Annotated in this window: 20 protein-coding genes; 10 read left to right on the top strand and 10 right to left on the bottom strand. The window is 65.3% G+C overall.

Annotation, left to right across the window (positions count from 1 at the left end; genetic code table 11):
- Positions 1-211: 211 nt before the first annotated feature.
- Complete coding sequence (locus ACVWY5_RS34555) at positions 212-1498, bottom strand: MFS transporter (RefSeq protein ID WP_051376185.1); 1287 nt, start codon at positions 1496-1498, stop codon at positions 212-214.
- A gap of 147 nt (positions 1499-1645) precedes the next feature.
- Between ACVWY5_RS34555 and ACVWY5_RS34550 the strand changes: the two genes are divergently transcribed.
- The 4 genes from ACVWY5_RS34550 (at position 1646) to ACVWY5_RS34535 (ending at position 6155) form a co-directional block, all read left to right on the top strand.
- The gene (locus tag ACVWY5_RS34550) at positions 1646-2593 is read left to right on the top strand and encodes a TAXI family TRAP transporter solute-binding subunit (RefSeq protein WP_028334756.1); all 948 of its coding nucleotides are present in this window, start codon (positions 1646-1648) and stop codon (positions 2591-2593) included.
- A gap of 178 nt (positions 2594-2771) precedes the next feature.
- On the top strand, positions 2772-4880 hold the full coding sequence (locus tag ACVWY5_RS34545) for a TRAP transporter permease (RefSeq protein ID WP_028334757.1): 2109 nt from the start codon (positions 2772-2774) through the stop codon (positions 4878-4880).
- On the top strand, positions 4841-5254 hold the full coding sequence (locus ACVWY5_RS34540) for a DUF1850 domain-containing protein (RefSeq protein WP_038377551.1): 414 nt from the start codon (positions 4841-4843) through the stop codon (positions 5252-5254). The genes ACVWY5_RS34545 and ACVWY5_RS34540 overlap by 40 nt, the downstream gene beginning before the upstream one ends.
- 94 nt (positions 5255-5348) lie before the next feature.
- A complete protein-coding gene (locus ACVWY5_RS34535; protein ID WP_028334759.1) occupies positions 5349-6155 on the top strand; it encodes an SDR family NAD(P)-dependent oxidoreductase in 807 nt (268 codons plus the stop codon).
- Between the two features lie 6 nt (positions 6156-6161).
- Here ACVWY5_RS34535 and ACVWY5_RS34530 read toward each other — a convergent pair whose 3' ends face one another.
- Together ACVWY5_RS34530 and ACVWY5_RS34525 are read right to left on the bottom strand one after the other, a co-directional pair.
- Positions 6162-6932, bottom strand: a complete 771-nt coding sequence (locus tag ACVWY5_RS34530) for a hypothetical protein (protein ID WP_028334760.1) — start codon at positions 6930-6932, stop codon at positions 6162-6164.
- Positions 6933-6985: 53 nt separating this feature from the next.
- Positions 6986-8530, bottom strand: a complete 1545-nt coding sequence (locus ACVWY5_RS34525; RefSeq protein ID WP_028334761.1) for a cation:proton antiporter — start codon at positions 8528-8530, stop codon at positions 6986-6988.
- 135 nt (positions 8531-8665) lie between these two features.
- Here ACVWY5_RS34525 and ACVWY5_RS34520 point away from each other — a divergent pair, with 135 nt between their 5' ends.
- From ACVWY5_RS34520 to ACVWY5_RS34510, 3 genes are all read left to right on the top strand, one after another.
- The gene (locus ACVWY5_RS34520) at positions 8666-9436 is read left to right on the top strand and encodes a tetratricopeptide repeat protein (RefSeq protein WP_080667111.1); all 771 of its coding nucleotides are present in this window, start codon (positions 8666-8668) and stop codon (positions 9434-9436) included.
- A gap of 101 nt (positions 9437-9537) precedes the next feature.
- Positions 9538-11445, top strand: coding sequence for a propionyl-CoA synthetase (locus ACVWY5_RS34515; protein ID WP_028334763.1), 1908 nt, complete (start codon positions 9538-9540; stop codon positions 11443-11445).
- 311 nt (positions 11446-11756) lie between these two features.
- Positions 11757-12029 (top strand): hypothetical protein, encoded by a 273-nt coding sequence (locus ACVWY5_RS34510; protein WP_075969207.1) that lies wholly within the window; start codon positions 11757-11759, stop codon positions 12027-12029.
- A 109-nt stretch (positions 12030-12138) separates the two neighbouring features.
- On the opposite strand, the gene ACVWY5_RS34505 is transcribed toward ACVWY5_RS34510, so the two are convergent.
- On the bottom strand, positions 12139-12837 hold the full coding sequence (locus tag ACVWY5_RS34505; RefSeq protein ID WP_028334764.1) for a DUF1013 domain-containing protein: 699 nt from the start codon (positions 12835-12837) through the stop codon (positions 12139-12141).
- 230 nt (positions 12838-13067) lie between these two features.
- On the opposite strand from ACVWY5_RS34505, the gene ispH reads away from it, so the two are divergent.
- From ispH to rnhA, 3 genes are read left to right on the top strand one after another with little or no spacing between them, the layout of a single operon-like run.
- Complete coding sequence (gene ispH / locus ACVWY5_RS34500; RefSeq protein WP_028334765.1) at positions 13068-14042, top strand: 4-hydroxy-3-methylbut-2-enyl diphosphate reductase; 975 nt, start codon at positions 13068-13070, stop codon at positions 14040-14042.
- A gap of 5 nt (positions 14043-14047) precedes the next feature.
- Positions 14048-15028, top strand: coding sequence for a homoserine kinase (locus tag ACVWY5_RS34495; RefSeq protein WP_028334766.1), 981 nt, complete (start codon positions 14048-14050; stop codon positions 15026-15028).
- Positions 15025-15477 (top strand): ribonuclease HI, encoded by a 453-nt coding sequence (gene rnhA, locus ACVWY5_RS34490; protein WP_028334767.1) that lies wholly within the window; start codon positions 15025-15027, stop codon positions 15475-15477. The genes ACVWY5_RS34495 and rnhA overlap by 4 nt, the downstream gene beginning before the upstream one ends.
- 266 nt (positions 15478-15743) lie before the next feature.
- Here rnhA and ACVWY5_RS34485 read toward each other — a convergent pair whose 3' ends face one another.
- The 6 genes from ACVWY5_RS34485 to ACVWY5_RS34460 form a co-directional block, all read right to left on the bottom strand.
- Positions 15744-16229 carry a peroxiredoxin gene (locus ACVWY5_RS34485; RefSeq protein WP_018269652.1) on the bottom strand — a complete coding sequence of 162 codons (486 nt, stop codon included), beginning with the start codon at positions 16227-16229 and terminating at the stop codon, positions 15744-15746.
- Between the two features lie 211 nt (positions 16230-16440).
- Positions 16441-16998 carry a DUF924 family protein gene (locus ACVWY5_RS34480; protein ID WP_028334768.1) on the bottom strand — a complete coding sequence of 186 codons (558 nt, stop codon included), beginning with the start codon at positions 16996-16998 and terminating at the stop codon, positions 16441-16443.
- Between the two features lie 22 nt (positions 16999-17020).
- A complete protein-coding gene (locus tag ACVWY5_RS34475; protein ID WP_028334769.1) occupies positions 17021-18703 on the bottom strand; it encodes a long-chain fatty acid--CoA ligase in 1683 nt (560 codons plus the stop codon).
- 162 nt (positions 18704-18865) lie between these two features.
- Positions 18866-20311, bottom strand: coding sequence for a D-alanyl-D-alanine carboxypeptidase family protein (locus ACVWY5_RS34470; RefSeq protein WP_431015732.1), 1446 nt, complete (start codon positions 20309-20311; stop codon positions 18866-18868).
- 203 nt (positions 20312-20514) lie between these two features.
- Positions 20515-22293, bottom strand: coding sequence for a glucan ABC transporter ATP-binding protein/ permease (locus tag ACVWY5_RS34465; RefSeq protein WP_028334771.1), 1779 nt, complete (start codon positions 22291-22293; stop codon positions 20515-20517).
- Positions 22294-22579: 286 nt separating this feature from the next.
- Positions 22580-23635, bottom strand: a complete 1056-nt coding sequence (locus ACVWY5_RS34460; protein ID WP_028334772.1) for an ABC transporter substrate-binding protein — start codon at positions 23633-23635, stop codon at positions 22580-22582.
- Between the last annotated feature and the right edge of the window lie 253 nt (positions 23636-23888).

Genomic DNA, 23888 nt, shown 5'->3' with positions numbered 1-23888 from the left:
GCTGTTACACGTGCAACAAATGCGTCATCCGACATTCATGAGCGCGATCGCGTCCGACTTTGCGCATCGGCAGAAACTCTGTGCGCGTGTGTCATCGAGAGACGGCGTTAATGACTGTGTTGACGCGTCGACGCCGACGCGCAACTGCGTCATTGTCGGACATCAGATCGCATCACGCTGGGCGACTCATCGAGCGCGACCGCGAATCAGATCATCCGTTTTCTGACGCCAATGCAGATGTGCGTGACGTTGCCGCTGCCGCTCGCAACGTCTCCGGCATCAACGTGCAGTAGCCGATCAACCCGGCGCAAGCGACGGCTGCAAGGAGCAGGAATGCGGCACTGTAACCGGCGTGGACAGCAATGAATCCAGCGACAACCGTGCTCAGCGCTCCGCCGAGGCTGGTTGCCGTGGCGATCGCGCCCTGGCTGACATTGAAATGCCCGGTACCGTCCGTGAGATCGGCAACCACGAGCGGGAACAACGCCCCGAATATTCCGGCGCCGATGCCGTCGAGCAATTGCACCGACACCAGCCAGTACGGATTGTCCGACAACGGATAGAGTGCGCCACGGATCGCCAGCACCGCGAGCGCGATCGCGAAGATCGGCTTGCGGCCCCAGACGTTTGCCTTGCGTCCGACCAGCATGGCGACCGGCACCATCACCACCTGCGCCGCGATGATGCAGACCGACATCAGCGATGTTCCGAGGTTGCGATTGACCAGTGCGAGCTTCTGCCCGACCAGCGGCAGCATTGCCGCATTGGCAAAGTGAAAGATCACGGTCGACACCGCGAAGATCAGCAGCGGCTTGCTGGTCAGCAGCACGCGAAAGCCGGATGGCCGGTCAAGCGGTGTGCGGTGCCCTTCGACGATATCGTCGAGGCCGCGCGCAACCTGGTGATCGATGGCGGCGGGTGGGATCGACAGCGTCGCGGCGATGCTGGCGAGGGCCATTGCCGCGAGCAGCCAGAACACCACCACTGGACCGAACCAGTAGGCGGTGCCGCCGGCGACCGCGGCGGCCACCGCGTTGCCGGCGTGATTGAAGGCTTCGTTGCGGCCGGTCCGCGCCGCGAAGGTCTGGGGTCCGACAATGCCAAGCGTCACCGCGGCGATCGCCGGCGCGAACACCGAACCGGCGGCGGCCGCCAGCGCCTGGGTCGCGGCAACCAGTTCAAACCGGTCGAGCTGTGGCAGCAGGAGGCACGCGGCGGTCACGGCAATGGCGGCGGCGATCATCAATCCGCGCTTGGCGCGGCTGCGGTCGATCAGGGCGCCGGCCGGGGTCTGGGCGATGATTCCGGCGATGGCCGCGATCGACATCACCGAGCCGATCGAGGCCTCGTCCCACTGCCGTTCGGTCAGGAGGTAGATCGCCAGATAGGGGCCGAGCCCGTCCCGCACGTCGGCGAGGAAGAAGTTCAACGCATCGAGCGCCCGCCCAACGGTCGTCCCGGATGGCTGCAAGTCATACCTCGCGGCGAGATTGCGCATCTTAACCCGCCCGCAGGCGGCGAGTTCCCGCGCAGGTAAGGTAGTGTTGCCAGTGGGGATTTTCGCCGCGCATGCGTCATTTGGATGGGTTGACCCGGCGGGGGTGTCCGGCCAATTTCCGGCCGGCTTAAGGGGAGAATAATACTCATGAATTCCAAGTTGATGGCTGCCGCGATGGTGGCAGCCAGCGTTTTGTCCGCGCCTGTCGCGCAGGCCGAGCAGTTCATTAACGTGCTCACCGGCGGCACCTCCGGCGTCTACTATCCGCTCGGCGTCGCGATGGGGAAGATCTACGGCGACAAGATCCCCGGCGTGAAAACCCAGGTGCAGGCGACCAAGGCCTCGGTCGAGAATCTGGTGCTGCTGCAGCAGGGCCGCGGCGAGATCGCCTTCACGCTCGGCGATTCGCTCAAAGCCGCCTGGGAAGGCGACGCCGAGGCCGGCTTCAAGAACAAGCTCGACAAGCTGCGCACCATCGGCGCGATCTATCCGAACTACATCCAGATCGTCGCGACCGCCGAGAGCGGCATCAAGACGCTGGCCGATCTCAAGGGCAAGAGCCTGTCGGTCGGCGCGCCGAAGTCGGGCACCGAGCTCAACTCGCGCGCGATCCTCGCGGCCGCCGGCATGAGCTACAAGGATCTCGGCAAGGTCGAGTACCTGCCGTTCGCCGAATCGGTGGATCTGATGAAGAACCGCCAGCTCAACGCCACGCTGCAGTCCGCCGGCCTCGGCGTCGCCTCGCTGAAGGACCTCTCGACCTCAAGCGAGATCACCGTGGTCGCCGTGCCGAAGGAGACCGTCGACAAGATCGGCCCGCCCTTCGTCTCCGTGATCATCCCGGCCAACACCTATACCGGCCAGGACAAGGACGTGCCGACGGCTGCGGTCGTGAATTACCTCGTGACCTCGAGTGCGGTGTCGGACGATCTCGCCTATCAGATGACCAAGCTGGTCTACGAATCGCTGCCGGAGCTCGCCAACGCCCACGCCGCGGGCAAGGAGATCAAGCTCGAGGCCGCCGCGACCGGCAGCCCGGTTCCGCTGCATCCCGGCGCGATCCGCTATTACAAGGAGAAGGGCCTGATCAAGTAAGGCCAGTTACGCTTCGAGGGTGTCATGGCCGGCGCCCGTCCCCGACTTGATCGGGGACGACCCGGCCATCCATCTTTCCAAAGACGTTGATTTTTCGATGGATGCGCGGGTCGAGCCCGCGCATGACGTGCGGTGGGGCGCTATAAGCGCCGTTGGCACGGCGGGGGACTTAAATTCGATGCAGCAGCTGGTTGAGGGCGAGCAGCCCATCAAGGTTGAATTCGACAATTTCGAGCATGGCTTTCCGGAAGGCTTCGGCCCGGGCGCCTGGGGGCATCTGGCTTACGCCATCGGTCTCGCCTTTGCGGTGTTCCAGCTCTATGTCGCGGCCTTCAACTACCTGCCGAGCCAGGTGGTGCGCGGCGTTCATGTCGGCTTCCTGATCCTCCTGACCTTCGGCCTGATCGGCAATTTCACCGCCAAGACCGATTTCGGCCGCGCGGTGAGCTGGATTGTCGGCGCGGCCGGCTTCCTCTGCGGGCTCTACCAGTGGATCTTCTATGCCGACCTGATCGCCCGTGACGGCGACCCGACCAACATGGACCTCGCGGTCGGCACGCTGCTCGCGGTCCTGATCTTCGAGGGCACGCGGCGGCTGATGGGGGCGGCGCTGCCGCTGATGTGCGGCGCCTGTCTGCTCTACTGGTTCTTCGGTCAATATCTGCCGTCGCCGTTCAATCACCGCGGCTATGACTTCGACCAGATCGTCACCCATCTCTCGTTCGGCACTGAGGGCTTCTACGGCGTGCCGATCTACGTCTCGGCGACCTACATCTTCCTGTTCATCCTGTTCGGCTCGTTCCTGGAACGCGCCGGCATGATCCAGCTGTTCACCGACGTCTCGCTCGGCCTGTTCGGCCGCACCCGCGGCGGCCCCGCCAAGGTCGCGGTGTTCGCTTCGGGCATGATGGGCACGATCTCGGGTTCGGGCGTCGCCAACGTCGTCACCGTCGGCCAGTTCACGATCCCCCTGATGATCAAGTTCGGCTATCGCCGCGCATTCGCCGCGGGCGTCGAGGCCACCGCATCGATGGGCGGGCAGATCATGCCGCCCGTCATGGGCGCGGTCGCCTTCATCATGGCAGAGACGCTCGGCGTGCCCTATTCGGAGATCGTCAAGGCCGCGGTGATCCCGGCGATCCTCTATTTCGCTTCGGCGTTCTGGATGGTGCATCTGGAAGCCGGCAAGCACGGCCTCGTCGGCATGAAGCGCTCGGAGATCCCGAGCGCCTGGAAGGCGCTGGTGGCGCGCTGGTATCTCGTGCTGCCGCTCGCGGCGCTGGTCTACATGCTGTTCGAGGGCTTCACGCCGCTCTATGCCGGCAGCATGGGCCTTGCGCTCACGGTCGCGCTGATCCTCGGCGCCAGCATCACGCTCGGCTTCTCCAACACCGTCGTGCGCTACATCTTCTGGATCGGCCTCGCGCTGGTGGTTGCCGCGGTGTCGCGCCACGGTATCGAGATCGTCCCCGTCGCGAGCGTCGTCGCCGGCTTGATCGTCATCGCGGCGATCACCCGCGGCGGCCGCGCCACGCTGAGAGCCTGCCGCGACTCGCTCGCCGACAGCGCCAAGTCGGCGCTGACCGTCGGCATGGCCTGCGCCATCGTCGGCACCATCATCGGCATGATGACGCAGACCGGCGTCGGCACCATCTTCGGCAGCTGGATCATCGGGCTCGGCGCCAAGAGCCTGTTCCTGGCGCTGATCATGACCATGCTGCTGTCGATCCTGCTCGGCACCGGCATCCCGACGATCCCGACCTACATCATCACCGCGGCGCTGGCTGCTCCTGCGCTCGCCAAGCTCGGCGTGCCGCTGATCGCAAGCCACATGTTTGCGTTCTACTACGGCATCATGGCCGACCTCTCGCCGCCGGTCGCGCTCGCGGCCCTGGCGGCGGCGCCGATCGCCAAGGAGAACCCGGACAAGATCGGCTGGGAGGCGATGCGGATCGCGCTTGCCGGCTACGTCATTCCGTTCATCTTCGTCTATTCGCCGGCGCTGATGCTGCAGGCCGGGGACCCGATGCAGGCGCAGCTCGGCTTCTACGGCGCGGTGGCGCTGGCGACCTTCAAGGCGCTGGTGGCGATCGCGCTGTTCGGCATTGTCGCGATCGGCTTCCTGTTCACGCGGCTGACCTTCATCGAGATCCTGGTCGCGTTCGGCGCCGCGCTCTGCCTGCTCGGCGATTTCCCGTTCTCGGATACGGCGGGCTTCACACTCGCCGCCGCTGTCGTGCTGTGGCAATGGCGGCAGCGTCCGCGCAATGCGGTGGCGGCGGCTTGAGCCTCTGCCTCGCTTCCGCGGGAGTCGTGAAGGCGCTGTCGATCGCGGCCTTCACGCTCGCCTGGACGCATTCGATCGAGAAGAGCGCCTGGCAGGAGGACTGGCTGGTCACGCCGGCCGGGCTCACGCTGCAACAGGCGCGCGTCAAGGGCACGGGCGCCGGCATGGAGCCGCCGCCGGAGGCGCGCCTTGTCGATGGCTGGTTTCAATGGTCGCCGCAGCCGGTGCCAAGGCCGGAGGTCGTGCTCGGCAATTCCGGCGCCGCGGGCGAATGGCACCTGTGCCAGGAGGGACACTGCCAGACGTTATCGGAGATTTTCGGGCATCCGATCGGTGCTAATGTTACGAGGGTGAGTGCTTGCAACGATCCGTAGCCCGGATGGAGCGAAGCGCAATCCGGGAACAGTGGCCCCGGATTACGCTTCGCTCCATCCGGGCTACAATGACAACAACAAGGGAGAACAGGTGATGGATCGGCTCAAGGGCAAGGTTGCGATGGTGGTCGGCGCGGGCTCGATCGGGCCCGGCTGGGGCAACGGCAAGGCGACCGCCGTCACCTTTGCGCGCGAGGGCGCCAGCGTATTCTGCGTCGATCGCAACGGCGCCGCGGCGGAGGAGACCGTCGGCATCATCACCGGCGAAGGCGGCAAGGCTGTCGCATTCACCGCCGATGTCTCGCGCGCCGGCGAGGTCGAGGCGATGGTCGCGGCCTGCCTGAAGGCCTATGGCCGCATCGACGTGCTCGACAACAATGTCGGCATCGCCGAGGTCGGCAGTGTGGTGGAAGTTGCCGAAGCCGAGTGGGATCGCGTCTTCGCGGTCAACCTCAAGAGCGCCTATCTGTCGATGAAGCACGTCATTCCCGTCATGATCAAGCAGGGCGGCGGCTCGATCATCAACATCTCCTCGATCGCCTCGATCCGCCATGTCGGCATTTCCTATGTCAGCTACAACGCGAGCAAGGCCGCGATGAACCAGATGACGCGCTCGACCGCGGTCGAGTTCGCCTCGAAGCATGTCCGCGTCAACGCGATCCTGCCGGGCTTGATGAAGACGCCGATGGTCGCGCATTCGGCCGGGCTGGCGCAGAGCTACGCCAAGGGCGACGTCGAGGCGATGTGGCGCGCGCGTGACGCGCAGGTTCCGATGGGGCATATGGGCGACGCCTGGGACGTCGCCAATGCCGCGCTGTTCCTTGCCTCGGACGAATCGAAATACGTCACCGGCATCGAGCTCGTGGTCGACGGCGGCATCACGTCGAAGTCAGGCACGTGAAGGAGGCTATTGCGCCAGCGCCAGGATGCCGCCGGCAACGGAATGCCAGGCCGCCGAGGTGCTGATCGGCCAGTTCAACAGCTTCACCGCGACCAGTGCCAGCCCGCCATAGATATAGACCGGGTGCGGGCGGCCGCGGGTGCGCCAGTCGAACACGATCGCCACGACCAGCAGCAGATAGGCGACGAGGGCCGGTGCGATCGTGACCGGGACCGGAGGCGGCCCAACTGGTCCGGGTGGTGCGAGGAAGGTCAGGAACCAGCGCGCGACCGCCGCATCGAGGATCGAGATCGACGCCAGCAGCATCAGCCGCTTGTGCGTCTCGCGGTCGCGCAGGCAGATGATCGCGAGCGCGAACACGACGGCGAAGAACAGGATGCCGCTGAGCGGAACGATGGCAAACGCAAGGCCCTCGCTGAGCTGTCCGATCGCAGCCGAACGCTTCATGACGCTGATCGAGGCCACGATGCCCATCATGGTCATCGCGGTCGCCAGCGAGATGCCGATCAATCCGACGCTGCGATGCCGTGCAATCCGTCCCGAGGCGGCAAGCCAGCTCTGGAACACGAAATAGAGCGTCCAGGCGAAGAACAGCAGCCCATGCAGGTGCACCACGGGAGGCGAAGACAGCGAGCCTCTCGCCATCGGCATCCAGTAGGTCGGGGCAAAGCCGAGAAAGGCGACGGCCATGCAGGACAGCGCCATATAGAAATAGAAGAACTTCGCCTCGACTTTCGCCGCGGCGCGCGGGGAATTGCGATCAATGAGGATTGTCATGATGTTAGGTCTGACAAACCCTGTGATGGTTCAAAGGATATTGCGGCCCGGCGCTACGCCTCCACGCTGAGCTCGGCGCGGTCGAGCTCTTCCTCGACCAGATGGAATGCGTCGTCGCCGATCGCCTCGGTGCGGCGCAGATTGAGCAATGCCTGACGCGCCGCGGCGATGGCGCGGCGGCGCAGCGGATCCGACGGCAGCTCACGTGAGGTCAGGCCGCCAGCGGGATCGTTCTCGGCGCGCAGCAGCACGGCGCGATATTCGAGCCGCAGGATCTCGGCCTCCTCCGACGGGTCGGCGTCGATCTCGTCGAGCGCGGCGCGAAACACCACGCCGCGGGCATGGGCCGCCTCGCGTCCGACCGGATCGTCGTCAGCGAAATTCAACGCCAGGATCAACGGCCGCAGCGTCAGCCCCTGGATCACGAGCGAACCGAGCACCACGGCAAACGCCGTCAGCAGGATCAGATCGCGATACGGAAACCATTCAGGCAGCGCAAACGCCGCCGCCAGCGTGACGATGCCGCGCATTCCGCACCAGGATACGATGAAGCCGCGCTTCAGGGTCGGCACGGCGTCCACCACGTGGGCGGGCAGCAGGTTGCGCGCCTTCAGTGCGCGCAGCAGCGCGCCGTAGGGCATCACCCAGAGTATGCGGGCGAGGATCACGACGGCGAGGATCGCGGCGGCAAAGCTGCAATATTTCCACCGCACCTCGTCGTCGAGTCCGGACCAGATCGGGCGCAACTGCAGGCCGATCAGCATGAAGGCGAGCACGTTGAGCACGAACACGACGGTTTCCCACACCGCGTAGGACGACACGCGCAGCCGCGCCGATGTGCGGGCCGGCGCGGTGCGCGAGATGGTGATCGCATAGGCGATGATGGTGAGGATGCCGGACAGCCCGAGATGCTCGGCAATGATCCACACCATGAAAGTGCCGCCGAACTGCGTGATGATCGCGCTCGGCGCCTCGGTGATGCGACGCGTAATCATCATCCAGACCTGCGCGAACAGGAAGCCGGCGGCGAGGCTGCCGACCAGCGCAATCGTGATGGATGGCACGAACTCGCGGATCTTCATGTGCTCGGCAGCGACGAGGCCGACCGCGACGCGATAGATCAACAGCGCGCTGGCATCGTTGAGCAGGCTTTCGCCTTCGAGGATCTTCTGAATCCGGTAGGGCAGGTTGACCTGGCGCAAGATCGCTGTGGCCGCGGCCGCATCCGGCGGCGCCACGATGGCGCCGAGCGCGATCGCAACCGCCCACGGCATGTCCGGGCGCAGCCAATGTGCGACCACGGCGACCGCCGTCGTGGTGACGCCGACCGCGACCACCACCAGCGTCGAGACCGGCAGCCAGTTGTTGCGGAGATCGCGCAGCGAGGTGTCGAACGCGGCATCGAGCAGCACCGGCGCGACGAACAGTGCCAGCGCCAGTTTCGGTTCCAGCGCCCAGGTCGGGGCCCACGGCAGCAGGGTCAGCAGCACGCCGCCGAGCGCCAGGAAGGTCGGGTAGGGCACCTTGATCCGCCGTGCCAGCGCCGACAACGCCACCGCCGCAAGCAACAGCCCGATGATCCATTCGAATGTGAGCAAGCCGAACCCCCGATGCAGCCGATCGTCGCAATTGACGTATAATCCAGCGTGTGGTTTTGCGGCAAATGGCGCGCTGCCGGGCATCACGGGCGGGCGGTTCGGGCGCGGGAGAGGGACGATTTGTCGGCAATCGGGATGCGATGCAAACCTGCAAATCTGGCCGCGATGCTGGTCTGCGTCGGCCTGTCGGGCGCGCTGATGACGGGCGTTGCGCGCGCCACCGGCAGCGAGCCGGGCGAGGATGTGCAGGCCAATGCCGGCCCCTGCATCGCGGCGGCAGCGGCCGCCGATGACGACAAGGTCATCGATGTCTGCGGCGCGCTGATCGACAATGAGAAGGCGGCGCGGCCCGATCGCGTCAAGGCGCTGATGGCGCGGGCGGGCGCCTATGACCGCAAGCAGTCGATCGACCGCGCGATCGCAGACTACGACACCGCGCTCAAGCTCGATCCGTCGCTTGCAGATGCGCATAATGCGCGCGGCGAGCTGTGGCGCCGCAAGGGCGACCGGCCGAAGGCGATCCTGGATTTCGGTGCTGCCGTCAAGCTCGACCCCAATCACGCCGCCGCCAGGGCCAACTACAAATCGCTGTCACTGGAGCTGGAGCGGATCGGCGCCATGATGGCGGTCGCCGGCAAGCCGAGCTTCGATTGCCGCAAGGCACACCGGCCGGTTGAGAAGGCGATCTGCGCCAATCCCACGCTTGCCGATCTCGATCGCGAGATCGTCGCATCGACGTTCCGCACCGTACGCGAGGCGCAGAATCCGCGCCAGGCGCGCGAGCTGCAGCGCGCGCAGGATCAGTTCATCGCCCGCCGCAATGCCGACTTCGGCAAGCCGGGCTACGACCTGGAAAAGGCGATGCGCGAGCGGCTGCAGCGGATCAACGGCGTCGACGGCTACTAGCCGGACCCGGCCGAAGGTCGCGGTCATTTCGGCTTGAAACGGCGCCACTTCCCGTGACAATGGTCGGCAAATGACGCGCGACCGCGCGAGGGAGAAACGCGATGAATATCCAGCAGAGCCGGTATCATGAGGTGTATGCCCGCTCGCTCCGGGACCCCGAGAACTTTTGGGCCGAAGCGGCGCGCGAGATCGACTGGATCGAGCCGGCCAAGAAGATCTTCGATCCCTCTGTGGGCGCCTATGGGCGCTGGTTCGCCGGCGCCGTGGTCAACACCTGCTACAACGCGCTGGATCGCCATGTCGCCGGCGGCCGCGCCCGCCAGGTCGCGCTGATCCACGATTCGCCGCTCACGGGCACGATCACCAAATTCACCTATTCCGAATTATTGGAGGAGGTGCAGACGCTGGCCGCGGTGATGCAGGATTTCGGCGTGGCGAAGGGCGATCGCGTCATCCTCTACATGCCGATGGTGCCGGAGGCTGTCGTCGCGATGCTCGCCTGCGCGCGGATCGGCGCGGTGCACAGCGTGGTGTTCGGCGGCTTCGCGGCCAAGGAGCTTGCGACCCGCATCGATGACGCCAAGCCGAAGCTGATCTTCTCGGCGAGCTGCGGCATCGAGCCCGGGCGCATCGTGCAATACAAGCCGCTGCTCGACGAGGCGATCCGCCTTGCCGGCAGCAAGCCCGAGAGCTGCATCATCCTGCAGCGGCCGCAGCAGGCTTGCGAGCTCACCGCGAGCCGCGATCATGACTGGGCGACGCTGCGCCGCGCCGCGTTCGACGCCGGCAAGGCCGCGCCGTGCGTGCCGGTAGCCGCCACCGATCCGCTCTACATCCTCTACACGTCGGGCACGACCGGAATCCCGAAAGGCGTGGTGCGCGACAATGGCGGTCATCTCGTCGCGCTGAAATGGTCGATGCACAATCTCTACGGCGTGAAGCCCGGCGAGATCTGGTGGTGCGGCTCCGACATCGGCTGGGTGGTCGGCCATTCCTACATCGTCTATGGCCCGCTGATCCACGGCGCGACCACCATCATGTATGAGGGCAAGCCGGTCGGCACGCCGGATGCCGGCGCGTTCTGGCGCGTGATCTCAGAGCACAAGGCGGTCGCCTTCTTCACCGCGCCGACCGCATTCCGCGCGATCAAGAAGGAAGATCCCGAAGGCAAGTTCATCCGGAATTACGATCTCTCGAGCTTCCGCACCCTGTTCCTCGCCGGCGAGCGCGCCGATCCGCCGACGGTGGAGTGGGCCGAGCAGCAGCTGAAGGTGCCGGTCATCGACCACTGGTGGCAGACCGAGACCGGCTGGTGCATCGCCGGCAATCCGGTCGGGCTCGGCCAGCTGCCGGTCAAGCACGGTTCGCCCACGGTGCCGATGCCGGGCTATCAGGTCGACATCGTCGACGAGGCGGCGAAGCCGGTGGCGTCGGGCACGATGGGCTCGATCGTCATCAAGCTGCCGATGCCGCCGGGCTGCCTGCCGACTCTGTGGCAGCAGGACGATCGCTTCAGGGACGCCTATCTCTCGGAATTCCCCGGCTACTACAAGACCTCGGATGCCGGCTACAACGATGCGGACGGCTATGTCTGGGTGATGGGCCGCACCGACGACATCATCAATGTCGCCGGCCACCGGCTCTCCACCGGCGGCATGGAGGAGATCCTCGCTTCGCATCCCGATGTCGCCGAATGCGCCGTGCTCGGCGTCAAGGACGCGATCAAGGGCGAGGTGCCGTGCGGCTTCCTGGTGCTGAAGGCCGGCGTCACCAAGCAGCCCGCCGAGGTCGAGAAGGACGTCGTGGCGCTGGTGCGCGACAAGCTCGGGCCGGTCGCCGCGTTCAAGCTCGCGATCACGGTGGCGCGGCTGCCGAAGACCCGCTCCGGCAAGATCCTGCGCGGCACCATCAAGAAGATCGCCGACGGCGAGCCCTGGACCATGCCGGCGACGATCGAGGACCCGAAGGTGCTCGACGAAATCGGCGAGGCGCTGAAGGGGAAGGCATAGCTCTTGTTGCCTCGCCCTGCTTGCGGGGAGAGGCCGGATCGCATGGCAATCTGATCCGGGTGAGGAGGAGGCTCCGCACGCTCGCTGCATTCATTCTGCGGAGGCGGCCCCTCACCCCAACCCTCTAAGAGCGAGCTTCGCTCGTCTCGACCCCGCAACAGCGGGGCGAGGGAGTGCTCGCACCTCCCGCGCCTGAGGTCGGCACCTGTGGAACAAGTCTTCCGCATTGGGAAGCAAAACGGCCTTGATTTTGATGGATTGCCGGGTCATCCCGGCCTCCCTGTCATATGCCACGAGATACGGACCCTCGGATGCGATCCATTTCCGCACGCGCGCCTCTTGCCTTGCTGCTCGCCCTGCCGCTTTTGGCGGGCTGTCTCGAGCGCGGCCGATCACCGATCGCGGAGAGCATGGGGGACGACGATCAGTACTGCCAGGCCGGCGGCAAGGTGGCGGTCGGCTCGCCTGATTATGTCGCTTGCCGCAAGAACCGCGACGTGCAGCGCCAGAACGCCGAAGCCCGCACCGATCGAAGGCAGCGCGATCTCGGCGAATACATGATGAACAACCCCGACCGGCATTGAGCCGCGCCGACGGCCGCCGTCACGCCCATCGCATGCGCTTCCAAGCAAAAACGCGGCAGGTTGCCCTGCCGCGTTTCGTGTTCTGCGCTTCGAGTTGCGCCAGCCGCGCTTACTCTTCGTCGTCGTCGGGCTTCTTGCCGCCGATCGTCTTCAGCTTGGCGAACACGGCATCGACGTTGAGATCGTCGTGGCGTTCGATCGGCTGGTCGTCCAGCTCGTCCTTGCGCGTGGTCTCGGAGGCCGGCAGCAGCGTGGCACCGCCGTAGACGGTGGTGGTCGGCTTCTCCTTGGCGGCGCGTTGCACTTCGAAATCGAGCTCGATCTGCGAGCACAGGCCGAGCGTCACCGGGTCCATCGGGGTCAGGGTCGAGGCGTTCCAGTGGGTGCGGTCGCGCACGCTGGCGATCGTGGTCTTGGTGGTGCCGACCAGACGCATGATCTGGGCGTCCTTCAGCTCGGGATGGTTGCGCACCAGCCAGAGGATCGCGCTCGGACGCTCATGGCGGCGCGACACCGGGGTGTAGCGCGGGCCCTTCTTCTTGGCGGCGGAGGGCAGCACCACTTTGCTCTCCTGAAGCTTGAGGCGGTAGTTCTGGTCGCGCTCGCCGCGCTCGATCTCCTCGCGGGTCAGCTGGCCGTTGGAAATCGGGTCCATGCCCTTGATGCCCTGGGCGGCGTCGCCGTCGGCGATGGCGCGGACCTCCAGGGGGTGCATTTTGGTAAAATCGGCCACCTGATCGAAGGTCAGGGCGGTATTGTCGACCAACCACACGGCAGTCGCCTTCGGCATCAGCGGTGCGTTGCTCATGGCAAATCTCCTTTGTGCTTCGCCCACCTCTGTCGAGGCGAAGCTGGTAGTCATCGGCGATGACGGGAATTATAGGGTCTATATAAGCCCTCCGGGGGGAATGGCGCAATGGGCCAGCAAAATCGCCTTGACAGCGCCCGAAAGCAGTCCCAAGTCCTTACTCAAATTGGCCGTTCCCCGCCTGCCTGGCGAGGGGTGATTCGGTCCCGAGATTGCCCCGAGACAGCCCGATGTCAGCCAAAAAACCCGATCTTAAAATCGTGCTTTGTTCCCCCCGCGGCTTTTGTGCCGGGGTGGTCCGTGCCATCGACACGGTCGAACGTGCCCTCACCATTTATGGCGCGCCGGTCTATGTCCGGCACGAAATCGTCCATAACAAGTATGTGGTCGACAGCCTGAAGACCAAAGGCGCCATTTTCGTCGAGGAATTGGCCGAAATCCCCGACGATACCAACGCGCCGGTGGTGTTTTCGGCCCACGGCGTTCCGAAATCGGTTCCCGCCGAGGCCAAATCCCGCAATTTCTTCTCGCTTGATGCCACATGCCCGCTGGTGACCAAGGTCCACCGCGAGGCGGCGATCCATTTCAAGCGCGGCCGCGAGATCCTGCTGATCGGGCATTCCCACCACCCCGAGGTGGTCGGCACGCTGGGGCAGCTGCCGGCGGGCGCCGTGACCCTGATCGAGACCGCCGAGGATGCCAAGACCTTCGTTCCGAAGGACCCCAACAACCTCGCCTTCGTGACCCAGACCACGCTGTCGATCGACGACACCGCGGAGATCGTGGCGCTGCTCAAGCAGCGCTTCCCGAACGTCAACGGTCCGCACAAGGAAGACATCTGCTACGCGACCACCAACCGCCAGCTCGCGGTGAAGAAGGTGGCGCCGGTGGTTGACGCCCTGATCGTGGTCGGCGCGCCGAATTCGTCGAACTCGCAGCGCCTGCGCGAGGTCGCCGAGCGCGAGGGCTGCCCGATCGCCGTACTCGCCCAGCGCGCCAGCGACATCGACTGGAGCAGGTTCGAAGGCATCACGAGCCTCGGCATCACCGCGGGCGCCTCTGCGCCGGAGGTGATCGTCGAGGAGATCATGGGCGCCTTCGCCGAGCGCTACGAACTGCACGTGGAGACGGTCTCGGCCGCGGAAGAGAACGAGTTCTTCCCGCTGCCGCGTTCGCTGCGGCCTGACGCTGCCGCGGCGGAATAGACCATATGGCGGTTTACACCGACGTTGCCGCCGAAGACCTCGCGGAATTCCTCAAAAGCTACGACATCGGCGAACTGCTCTCCTACAAGGGCATCGCCGAGGGCGTCGAGAATTCGAACTTCCTGCTGCACACCAGCCAGGGCGCCTTCATCCTCACGCTCTATGAAAAGCGCGTGGCGGAGGACGACCTGCCGTATTTCCTGTCGCTGATGGCCCATCTCGCCGAGCGCGGTGTGTCGTGCCCGCAGCCGGCGCGCAACCGCAAGGGCGAGGTCACTAGCCGGCTCGCCGGCCGGCCCGCCGCGATCATCAACTTCCTCGAGGGCGTGTGGCCGCGGCGGCCGAACGTGGCGCATTGCTCCGGCGTCGGCGAGGCGCTGGCCAAAATGCACGTTGCCGGCCGCGATTTTCCGCTGGTCCGCAACAACCCGCTGTCGGTCGCCGGCTGGCGGCCGCTGTTCGATCTCGCCGCCGCACGGGCCGACAGCGTGCAGCCGGGCTTGCACGATTTCATCGCGCGCGAGCTCGATCATCTCGAAGCCGCCTGGCCGACCGATCTGCCGGTCGGCGTCATCCATGCCGACCTGTTTCCCGACAACGTCTTTTTTCTGGGCGACAGGCTCTCGGGCCTGATCGACTTCCCGTTCGCCTGCAACGACATCCTGGCCTACGACGTCGCGATCTGCCTCAACGCCTGGTGCTTCGAGCCGGATCATTCCTTCAACGTCACCAAGGCGCGCGCATTGCTCAACGCCTATGGTCGCGAGCGCCCGCTGTCGGCGGCGGAAGAGGCCGCGCTGCCGCTGCTCGCGCGCGGTGCCGCGATGCGCTTCCTGCTGACGCGCCTGGTCGATTTCCTCAACGTGCCCGAAGGCGCGCTGGTGCAGCCGAAGGACCCGCTGGAATATGTCCGCAAGCTGCGCTTCCAGCAGAGCGTCGCTGCTATCAACGACTACGGCATCACGCCGGCCGGGTGCGCGGCGTGAGCGAAAAGCCGCATGTGACTGTTTTCACCGATGGTGCCTGCTCCGGAAATCCGGGGCCGGGCGGCTGGGGCGCGATCCTCAGATTCGGCGACGTCGAGAAGGAATTGAAGGGCGGCGAGGCGCACACCACCAACAACCGCATGGAGCTGATGGCGGCGATCTCGGCGCTGGAAGCGCTGAAGAAGCCCTGTGTGGTCGATCTCACCACCGACAGCCAGTATGTCCGCCAGGGCATCACCGGCTGGATCCATGGCTGGAAGCGCAACGGCTGGCGCACCGCCGACAAGAAGCCGGTCAAGAACGTCGAGCTGTGGCAGCGTCTCGATGCCGCGCTGAAGCCGCATGAGGTGCGCTGGCACTGGATCAAGGGCCACGCCGGCCATGCCGAGAACGAACGCGCCGATTTCCTGGCGCGCGAAGGCGTGGCGATGGCGAGGTTGAAGAGTTAGGCGCGCCGCTTGTTGGCTGGGTAGGATGGGTAGAGCGAAGCGAAACCCATCACTCGCTCCGCGGCACGAAAGGCAATGGGTTTCGCTGCGCTCTACCCATCCTACGAAGCCGCGATCCGCGGCCATCGCCATGCCCATAACTGCCATCGCCCGCGAAAGCGGGCGATCCAGTATTCCAGAGGCAGTGGTGATTGAAACGAGAGGCCGCGGCGTACCGTCGTCGCCCGGTCGAGCCGGGCGACGACAGCAAAGTATGCGGCGAAAACTCAGAGCTGCCCGAGCAGCGTGTCGCCGCCGGAGACCTCGACCTTGCCCGGGGCGGGCTCGAGGTTGAGCTTCTTCACCACGCCGTCCTCGACCAGCATCGAGTAGCGCTTGGAGCGGATGCCGAGGCCGTTGCCGGAGGCGTCGAGCTCCATGCCGATCGCCTTGGCGAAGTCGGCATTGCCGTCGGCGAGGAAGACGGCTTCGTCGCGCTGGTCGGTGTCGCGCTTCCACGCGTTCATCACGAAGGCGTCGTTGACCGAGACGATCGCGATGGTATCGACGCCCTTGTTCTTCATGGCATAGGCGTTGAGGAAGATGCTCGGCAGATGCATCTTGTGGCAGGTGCCGGTGTAGGCGCCGGGCACCGCGAACAGGGCGACCTTCTTGCCCTTGAAAATATCGTCGGTGGTTTTGACCTGTGGACCCTCGGCGGTCATCACGCGAAACTTGGCTTCCGGCAGCTTGTCGCCAACATTGATCGTCATCGTTGTTCTCCCTCGGTGAAGCGGAACTGTCTTAAACCCGGCGATTGGACGGCACAATACGGCCTGCTGCGAGAACGGCAATGCCGGAGGTGAGAGCATTTTCGAGCGAAGCGGATACCGGTTCGCGTGAAGAAAACGCGTCAAAACAAGAATCTAGAGCCCCGTTCCGATTCAATCGGAACGGAAAAAGACTCTGGTCACCGTTCCGTCATCAGCCGGAAAACCCGCCGGCGTCGAGAAAGGCCTGCTCCTCGGCCGTGGTCTGCCGGCCCAGCACGCGATTCCGGTGCGGGAAGCGGCCGAACCGGCGGATGATGTCGGCGTGGTCCTCGGCGTATTTCAGGTTGTCGGGATGGCAGTCATATTGCCCGAACAGCGTCACGCAGCGCTGCTGGTCGTCGAGGTCCTCCGAATGCTCGAACGGCAGATAGAGGAATTCGCGCAGCACGGGGTCGGTCCGCGCATCGACGCCGCGGTCGATGGCGCGCCTTGCCACTTCACACGCCAGCGCATCGCTTGAAAAGGTCCTGGCGTCGCCTCGAAACAGGTTTCGCGGAAACTGGTCGAGCACGATGGTCAGCGCCAGCGCGCCCTCATCGCTCGCCTCCCATGACGACAATTCGCCGGCAGCCGCCTTCTGCCAGGTGGCGAGGAAGCGGCTGCGGATTTCGGCATCGAAGGCGTCGTCGTGCTTGTACCAGCGGTCGCGGCCGGCATTCCGCCAGAAGCCAAGCACGTCAGCCGGCGTCGCGAGGCTCGCGTCAGACATCGAACGTCAGTCCACTCACGCCTTAAGCCGCGGCCTTCTTCTCGTCGCGCAGCTCGCGGCGCAGGATCTTGCCGACATTGGTCTTCGGCAGGTCGGTCCTGAACTCGATCTGCTTCGGCACCTTGTAGGCTGTGAGCTGGGTGGCGCTGAACTTGATGATGTCCTCGGCGGTGACGTTCGGGTCCTTCTTGACCACGAAGGCCTTCACCGCTTCGCCGGACTTCGCATCGGGCACGCCGATCACGGCGCATTCGAGCACGCCCGGGTGGCTTGCGATCACTTCCTCGATCTCGTTCGGATAGACGTTGAAGCCGGAGACCAGGATCATGTCCTTCTTGCGATCGACGATCTTGGTGTAGCCCTTCTCGTCCATCACGCCGATGTCGCCGGTGCGGAAATAGCCGTCCGCCGTCATCACGCGCGCGGTCTCGTCCGGCCTGTTCCAGTAGCCCGCCATCACCTGCGGGCCCTTGGCGCAGATTTCGCCGGCCTCGCCGATCGGCAACTCATTGCCGTCATCGTCGCGGATCGAGAGCCAGGTCGAGGGGACGGGAAGGCCGATCGTCCCGGAGAACTCCTCGATCGTGGCAGGATTGCATGTCAAGGTCGGCGACGTCTCCGACAGGCCATAGCCTTCCGACAACGAGATGCCCGTGACCTTCAACCATTTCTCGGCGACCGGCCTTTGCGTCGCCATGCCGCCGCCGTTGGCGATCTTCAGCTTGGAGAAGTCGAGCTTGTCGAATCCGGGCGTGTTCAGCAGGCCATTGTAGAGGGTGTTGACCGCCGGGAAGAAGCTGACCTGGTACTTCGACAGCTCCTTGACGAAGCCCGCCATGTCGCGCGGATTCGGAATCAGCAGATTGGTGCCGCCGGCCCGCATGCCCAGCAGATAGCAGGCGGTGAGCGCGAAGACGTGATAGAGCGGCAGCGCGCAGACGATGACCATCTGTTCGACGATCGGCGGCTTCGCCAGCGCCGGCTGCAGCCAGGCGTCGTTCTGCAACACGTTGGCCAGGATGTTGCGGTGGAGCAGGGTCGCGCCCTTGGAGACGCCGGTTGTGCCGCCGGTATATTGCAGGAAGGCGACGTCATCGAGCGTCAACGTCGGTTTGTTGAGCTTGGCGGCGCGGCCGGCCGACAGCGCCTCGTTGAAGCCGACGGCGCCGGGGATCGACCAGGCCGGCACCATCTTCTTCACCCGGCGCACCACCAGATTGACGATCACGCCCTTGAAGCCGAGCAGGTCGCCCATGCTGCCGACGATCACGTGCTTGACCGCGGTATTGGGAAGTACCTTCTGCACGGTGGTGGCAAAGTTCTCCAGCACGATGATCGCCTCCGCGCCGGAATCCTTGAGCTGGTGCTCGAGCTCGCGCGGGGTGTAGAGCGGGTTGACGTTGACCACGGCATAGCCGGCGCGCAGCACGGCGGCGGTCGCGACCGGATATTGCAGCACGTTCGGCATCATCAGCGCGACCCGCGCGCCCTTCTGCAGGCCCTTGCTCTGCAGGTAGGCGCCGAGCGCCGTCGACATCTCGTCGAGCTCGCGATAGGTGATCGCCTTGTCCATGCAGATGAACGCCTTGCGATCGGCGAATTTCTTGAAGCTCTCTTCCAGCAATTCGACCAGCGACGAATATTGCGTGACGTCGATATCCGCGGGCACGCCGGCCGGATAATGCTTGAGCCAGATGCGCTCCATGATGGTCAATCCCCTCTCTCAAATTTGGCTGATGTCCCGGTTGCTTCCGGGTTTTCCGACCTTTGGCCGCGTTATTTCAGGCAGTATTGAGCGATGCCGCGGCCAATGGCAAGCCGCTGCGCGTTATCGACGCATTGGAGGAAATGACGGGCGGGCGCTGTGCTAGCCGGCCGGCTTGGCGTCGGCTTTCGGCTTGTCGGCAGCCTTGGGTTTGTCGGCCGCAGTCTTGGGCTTGGCAGCCGGCTTTGCCGCCGCCGGCTTGCCGGCGGGCTTTGCGGCGGCGGGCTTGTCCGCGGCGGTCTTCGCAGCTGCGGCATCCGGCTTGGCGTTGGCGTGACGGACGGGCTTGGCCGCCGGCTTGCTGTCCGACTTGGAGGCGCCCTTGGCGTCGGCCTTCGCGTCATCGGCCGCATCGGGCTTCTTGCCCGCGACGCGGCTGTGCTTGCCCTTGGCGCGCTTGACTGGCTGCATCTTCTCGGTGTCGGCCTCGACGGCGGCGATCAACGCAGCACCGGTCTTGGTCGGCCCCGTATAAACCACGACCGGCTCGGAGGCCGCCGCCGGCTGCGCCAGCATGTCGGCCGGCTTGGTCGGCATCGCAGCCTGCAGGCCCGAGGCGAAGAAGCTGACGCCGCCGTCGCCATTGGTGCTGGAGCTTCCGGCGCTGGCGACGGTGTCTTCCGCATCCTCGTCGCTGGCGGGCCGCTTGTGCTTGGGGCCGCACATCTCCTCGCGCAGGTTCGGCGGCGTGGAATCGATCGGCACCAGATTGTCGACGGTGCCGAGCGAGGGCCGCAGCCACGCCAGCCCGTTATTGGCAAAGCCGCGGTCCAGGAGCTGCGCGGCGCGGATCGCGCGCATGCGGCCCGAGGAGGCGCCGAGCACCACGGCGATCAGCCGCTTGCCGTCACGCGTCGCCGACGCCACGAGATTGTAGCCGGAGGCGCAGATGAAGCCGGTCTTGAAGCCGTCGGCGCCGGGATAGCGGCCGATCAGCTTGTTGAAGTTCTGGGTGATGCGGCGGCCGAAGCGGATCGACGGGATGTGGACGAAATACTCGTATTCCGGCAGGTCGCGGATGATGGCGCGGGCGAGGATCGCCATGTCGCGGGCCGAGGTGATCTGGCCGTCGGCGGGCAGGCCGTTCGGATTGACGTAGCTCGTTTGCGTCATGCCGAGCTTTTGCGCGGTCTGGTTCATCATCCCGGCAAAGCCGTCGATCGAACCGCCGATGCCCTCGGCCAGCACCACGGCCATGTCGTTGGCCGACTTCACCAGCATCATCTTCAGCGCGTTGTCGACGGTGACCTGGGTGCCGGGCCGGAAGCCCATCTTCGAGGGCGACTGCGACGACGCGGTCGGCGAGACCGTGAGCAGCGTGTCGAGCGAGACGCGGCCGTCCTTGACCGCCTTCAGCGTCACATAGGCCGTCATCATCTTGCTGAGCGATGCCGGGTACCACGGCATCGTCGCATTGTCGGCCTGCAGCACCTTTCCGGAATCGGCCTCGACAACCAGCAGTGCCTCGGCTTGCGCCATTTGCGGCGTGGCGATGGCGAGCATCGCGACGGCCAGAATCCATTTCAATGACGGGCGAGGAAGGTGCACGAATCCGGTTCCGGTCCTTTGAGACCCGCCTTGAAATAAGGAGGTCTTGCGATTGTGACGTACGGGTTTCAAGCGTGTCCGGCGCCGCATTGCGGCGATGCAAACCCTATACCGGCTTGCCAGCAGAGAACAGAGGCCGCCGAATTATATCGTGGACGAAATCGGCTGAATTTCGGCAGCCGCCTCAATTGGAAAGGCGGGAATTATGGTGTCTCGATGCCGGCGCGCGCCTGTTCCTGGACCATGAACTGGGCCCGCGCCAGCTCGGCAAAACGCCCGCCTTTCGCCACCAGTTCATCGAAAGTTCCGCTTTCGATCACCCGTCCCTGGTCGAACAGCAGGATGCGGGTGGCGTGGCGGATGGTGGACAGGCGGTGCGCGATCACGAAGGTGGTACGGCCCTTCATCACTTCGTCGAGAGCGGCATTCACCTTGGCCTCGGTGACGGCGTCGAGGGCGCTGGTGGCCTCATCGAGGATCAGGATCGGCGGATCCTTCAGCAGCGCACGGGCAATCGACAGCCGTTGGCGTTCGCCGCCGGACAGCATACGGCCGCGCTCGCCGGCATGGGTATCGAATTTCTTTTCGCTGCGCTCGATGAATTCAAGCGCCTGCGCGCGCGCGGCGGCGGTGCGCAGCTCCTCGTCGGTCGCGTCGGGCTTGCCGACGCGCAGATTGTCGGCCAGCGAGCGGTTGAACAGCAGCGCCTCCTGGAACACCACGCCGATGTTTCGCCGCAGCGCCGTCAGCTTCAGCGCGCGTATGTCCATACCGTCGATCCTGATGATGCCCGATTGCGGATCGAACGCGCGATGCAGCAGCGCGATCGCGGTGGATTTGCCGGCGCCGGTCGAGCCGACCAGCGCGATGGTTTGGCCCGGCAAGGCGGTGAAGCTGAGATCCTCGATCGCCGGCCGCTTGCCGTCATAGGAGAACGAGACGTCGTCGAACTCGACGAGGCCGGACAGCCGTCCGGGATCGACCGCGCCGGGCCGGTCGCGCACCGCCGGCACCGCATCGAGCACGTCGAAGAACTCCTGCAGGCGCGGCGCTTCCATGAACACGTTGTTGATGAAGCTGACCACCTGCTCGAGCTTCTGGATCAGCATGGTGGCGAACGAGACGAACATCACGATCTCGCCGACCGTGGTGAGGTCCTGGTTATGCAGCGCGATGCCGACGGTGAAGATCGCGAGCACCGTGATCGTGGTCGAGGCGCGTGTGATCACGGTGACCAGCGCCCACCATGACAGCACCGGCATCTGCACCGCGAGCAGCTTGTCGGCGACGTAGCGCAGGCCCTGCACCTCGGAATCGATCCGCACGAAGCTCTGCACCAGCGCGACATTGCCGAGCGCGTCCGAGGCGCGCGCCGAGAGATCGCTGTAATAGGCCTCGACCTCGCTCTGCATTCCGTAGGTCTTGCGCACCACCAGCGTGGTCAGCACGGTGAACACGACGCAGAGCCCGAACAGCAGAACCGCCAGCCGCCAGTTGATGTAGAGCGAAAGCGGCAGCAGCACGATCAGCGACATGATCGCGGCGAAGTGCTCGCGAAAGAAGCCGAGCCAGAGCCGCCACAGCGCGTCGGTGCCGTTCAGCATCACCTTCATCAGCCGCCCGGAATGGGTGCCGGAATGGAAGGTCAGCGGCAGCTGCAGGATGTGCTCGAAATAATCGGTCAGCACCGCCTGGCGCTGGCGGTGCGCCAGCCGGTCGGCCTGCAGCGCCACGATCGCGCTGCAGCCGATCGTGAACAGGCCGAACGCCGCCCAGGCGACGAGCAGCGGCCATGCCGAGGAGGTCGCGAACAGCCCGGTGACCGGCCGGCCCGACAGCACGTCGACGATCTTGCCGAACAGCACCGGCTCGGCGAATTGCGCGCCGGCGAGCAGCACGTTGGCGATCGCCAGGATCCAGCCGAGCCGCGCCTCCTTGCCGAGCAGTTCGAGGACGCGGGTATAGAGGCGAAGCATGGACATGCCGGCGGCACTCGTCAGCGGTGGGCGCCCGATCAGGCGGGAATGCAATTTAATCAGGGTTCGCGATGCAGGGCCAGCGGTGACAGCGCGTCATGCTCAGGGTGACGGTGATTGTGGCGACCGGCTCCCTACGCCGTCGTCCTGGCGAAAGCCAGGACCCATAGCCACCGAATTTGATTGGGAGCGGGATAGTGGCCCCAGCGTCGCGCAACAACAAACGGCTGGGGTAATGGGTCCTGGCTTTCGCCAGGACGACGCTGAACATTTGGTGCCGCTTCGCATGCTCTCAATTCACCAGGCGGCCGTCGATCGGCGGCAGGAAAGCCTCGTCGAAGATGTCGGTGGCGTGCGGCCGCTTCTGGAATTTGAAGTCCTCCGCGAGCTGGTCGACCGAGCGCTCGAAGCGCTCCGCTTCGATGCCGCCGATGCCGTCGCGCTTCACCTCGCTGGTCAGGATGTTGTCGCGGATGATGGCGTTCAGCCGCTCCAGCTCCAGATCACGCGAGCCGCCATCCATCCGGCTCGCGACCTCGCCGGCGGCGCGGGCCGGATCCTTGACCGCGAGGTTGGTGCCGCCGATCGCCGCGCGCACGAATCCCTTCACCGCATCCGGCTTCGCGGCGGCAAGGCGCGGGCTGACGATCACGGCAAAGCCGTAGGCCTCGCAGCCATAGTCGGCGAAGCGCAGCACCGCGAGATCGTCGGCGGGCACGCCGCGATCGCGCAAATTGATCGCCGAGAGATACGAGAAGCCGGTGACGGCATCGACCTGGCCGGCGGAGAGCATCGGCTCGCGCACCGCGGCGCTGATCGTGCTCTGCTTGACGCTCGACAGCTTGATGCCGTTCTGCTTCGCGACCGCGGGCCACAGCCGGATCGAGAGGTCGCCCTCGGCGACGCCGAGGCTCTTGTCCTGCATGTCGGTCAGCGTCCTGATGCCGCGGCTCTTGCGCGCGATGATCGCATAAGGCGCCTGGTTGAACAGCACGAACACCGCCTTGACGGGCGCAGCACCAGGCTTGTCGCGAAAGCGGATCAGCGAGTTGATGTCGACGAGGGCGAAATCGCTCGAGCCGTCGGCGACGCGCGCGATGGCATCCGCCGAGCTGGTCGCGACGTTGGTGCCGACGCTGAGGCCCTCGGCGCTGAACAGGCCGCCGGTCGACGCCATCACGAATGGCGCTGCGGCGGCATCAAGCGGACGGTCGAGCGTGAACTGGATGGTGAGCGGCGGTGGCAGATCGCTGGCGCGCAGCGGCGTCAACGCCGGCCACACGCCCCCCGCGAGGCCGATCATGCCGGCCAGTATCAAGCGGAGAACGGTGGTCCGACTTACCTGCATCATGACATCCGGGAGGCGAGACAAAGTGCCGCGCCGGCGCGCCTGCTTCATGACATCGAATGCGCCAGAGCAAGCGTCAATTTCAAGCGTTATTTGCAGGCATTTTGCCCCAGGCAAGGTGAACGGTCGATGACTGCCAGGCTTCGGCTTGCCATGTTTTCACCTCAGGTCGTTCAGCTTGCATTCGGTTTGGGGAACCTAATCTGGAGGCAGTGGGTTAGCTAACCAAGGCCCGTCGGGCCGGCTTCCACAA

This window comes from Bradyrhizobium sp. USDA 3256 (assembly GCF_054058275.1).
This window is presented reverse-complemented; position numbering and strand designations above follow the sequence as displayed.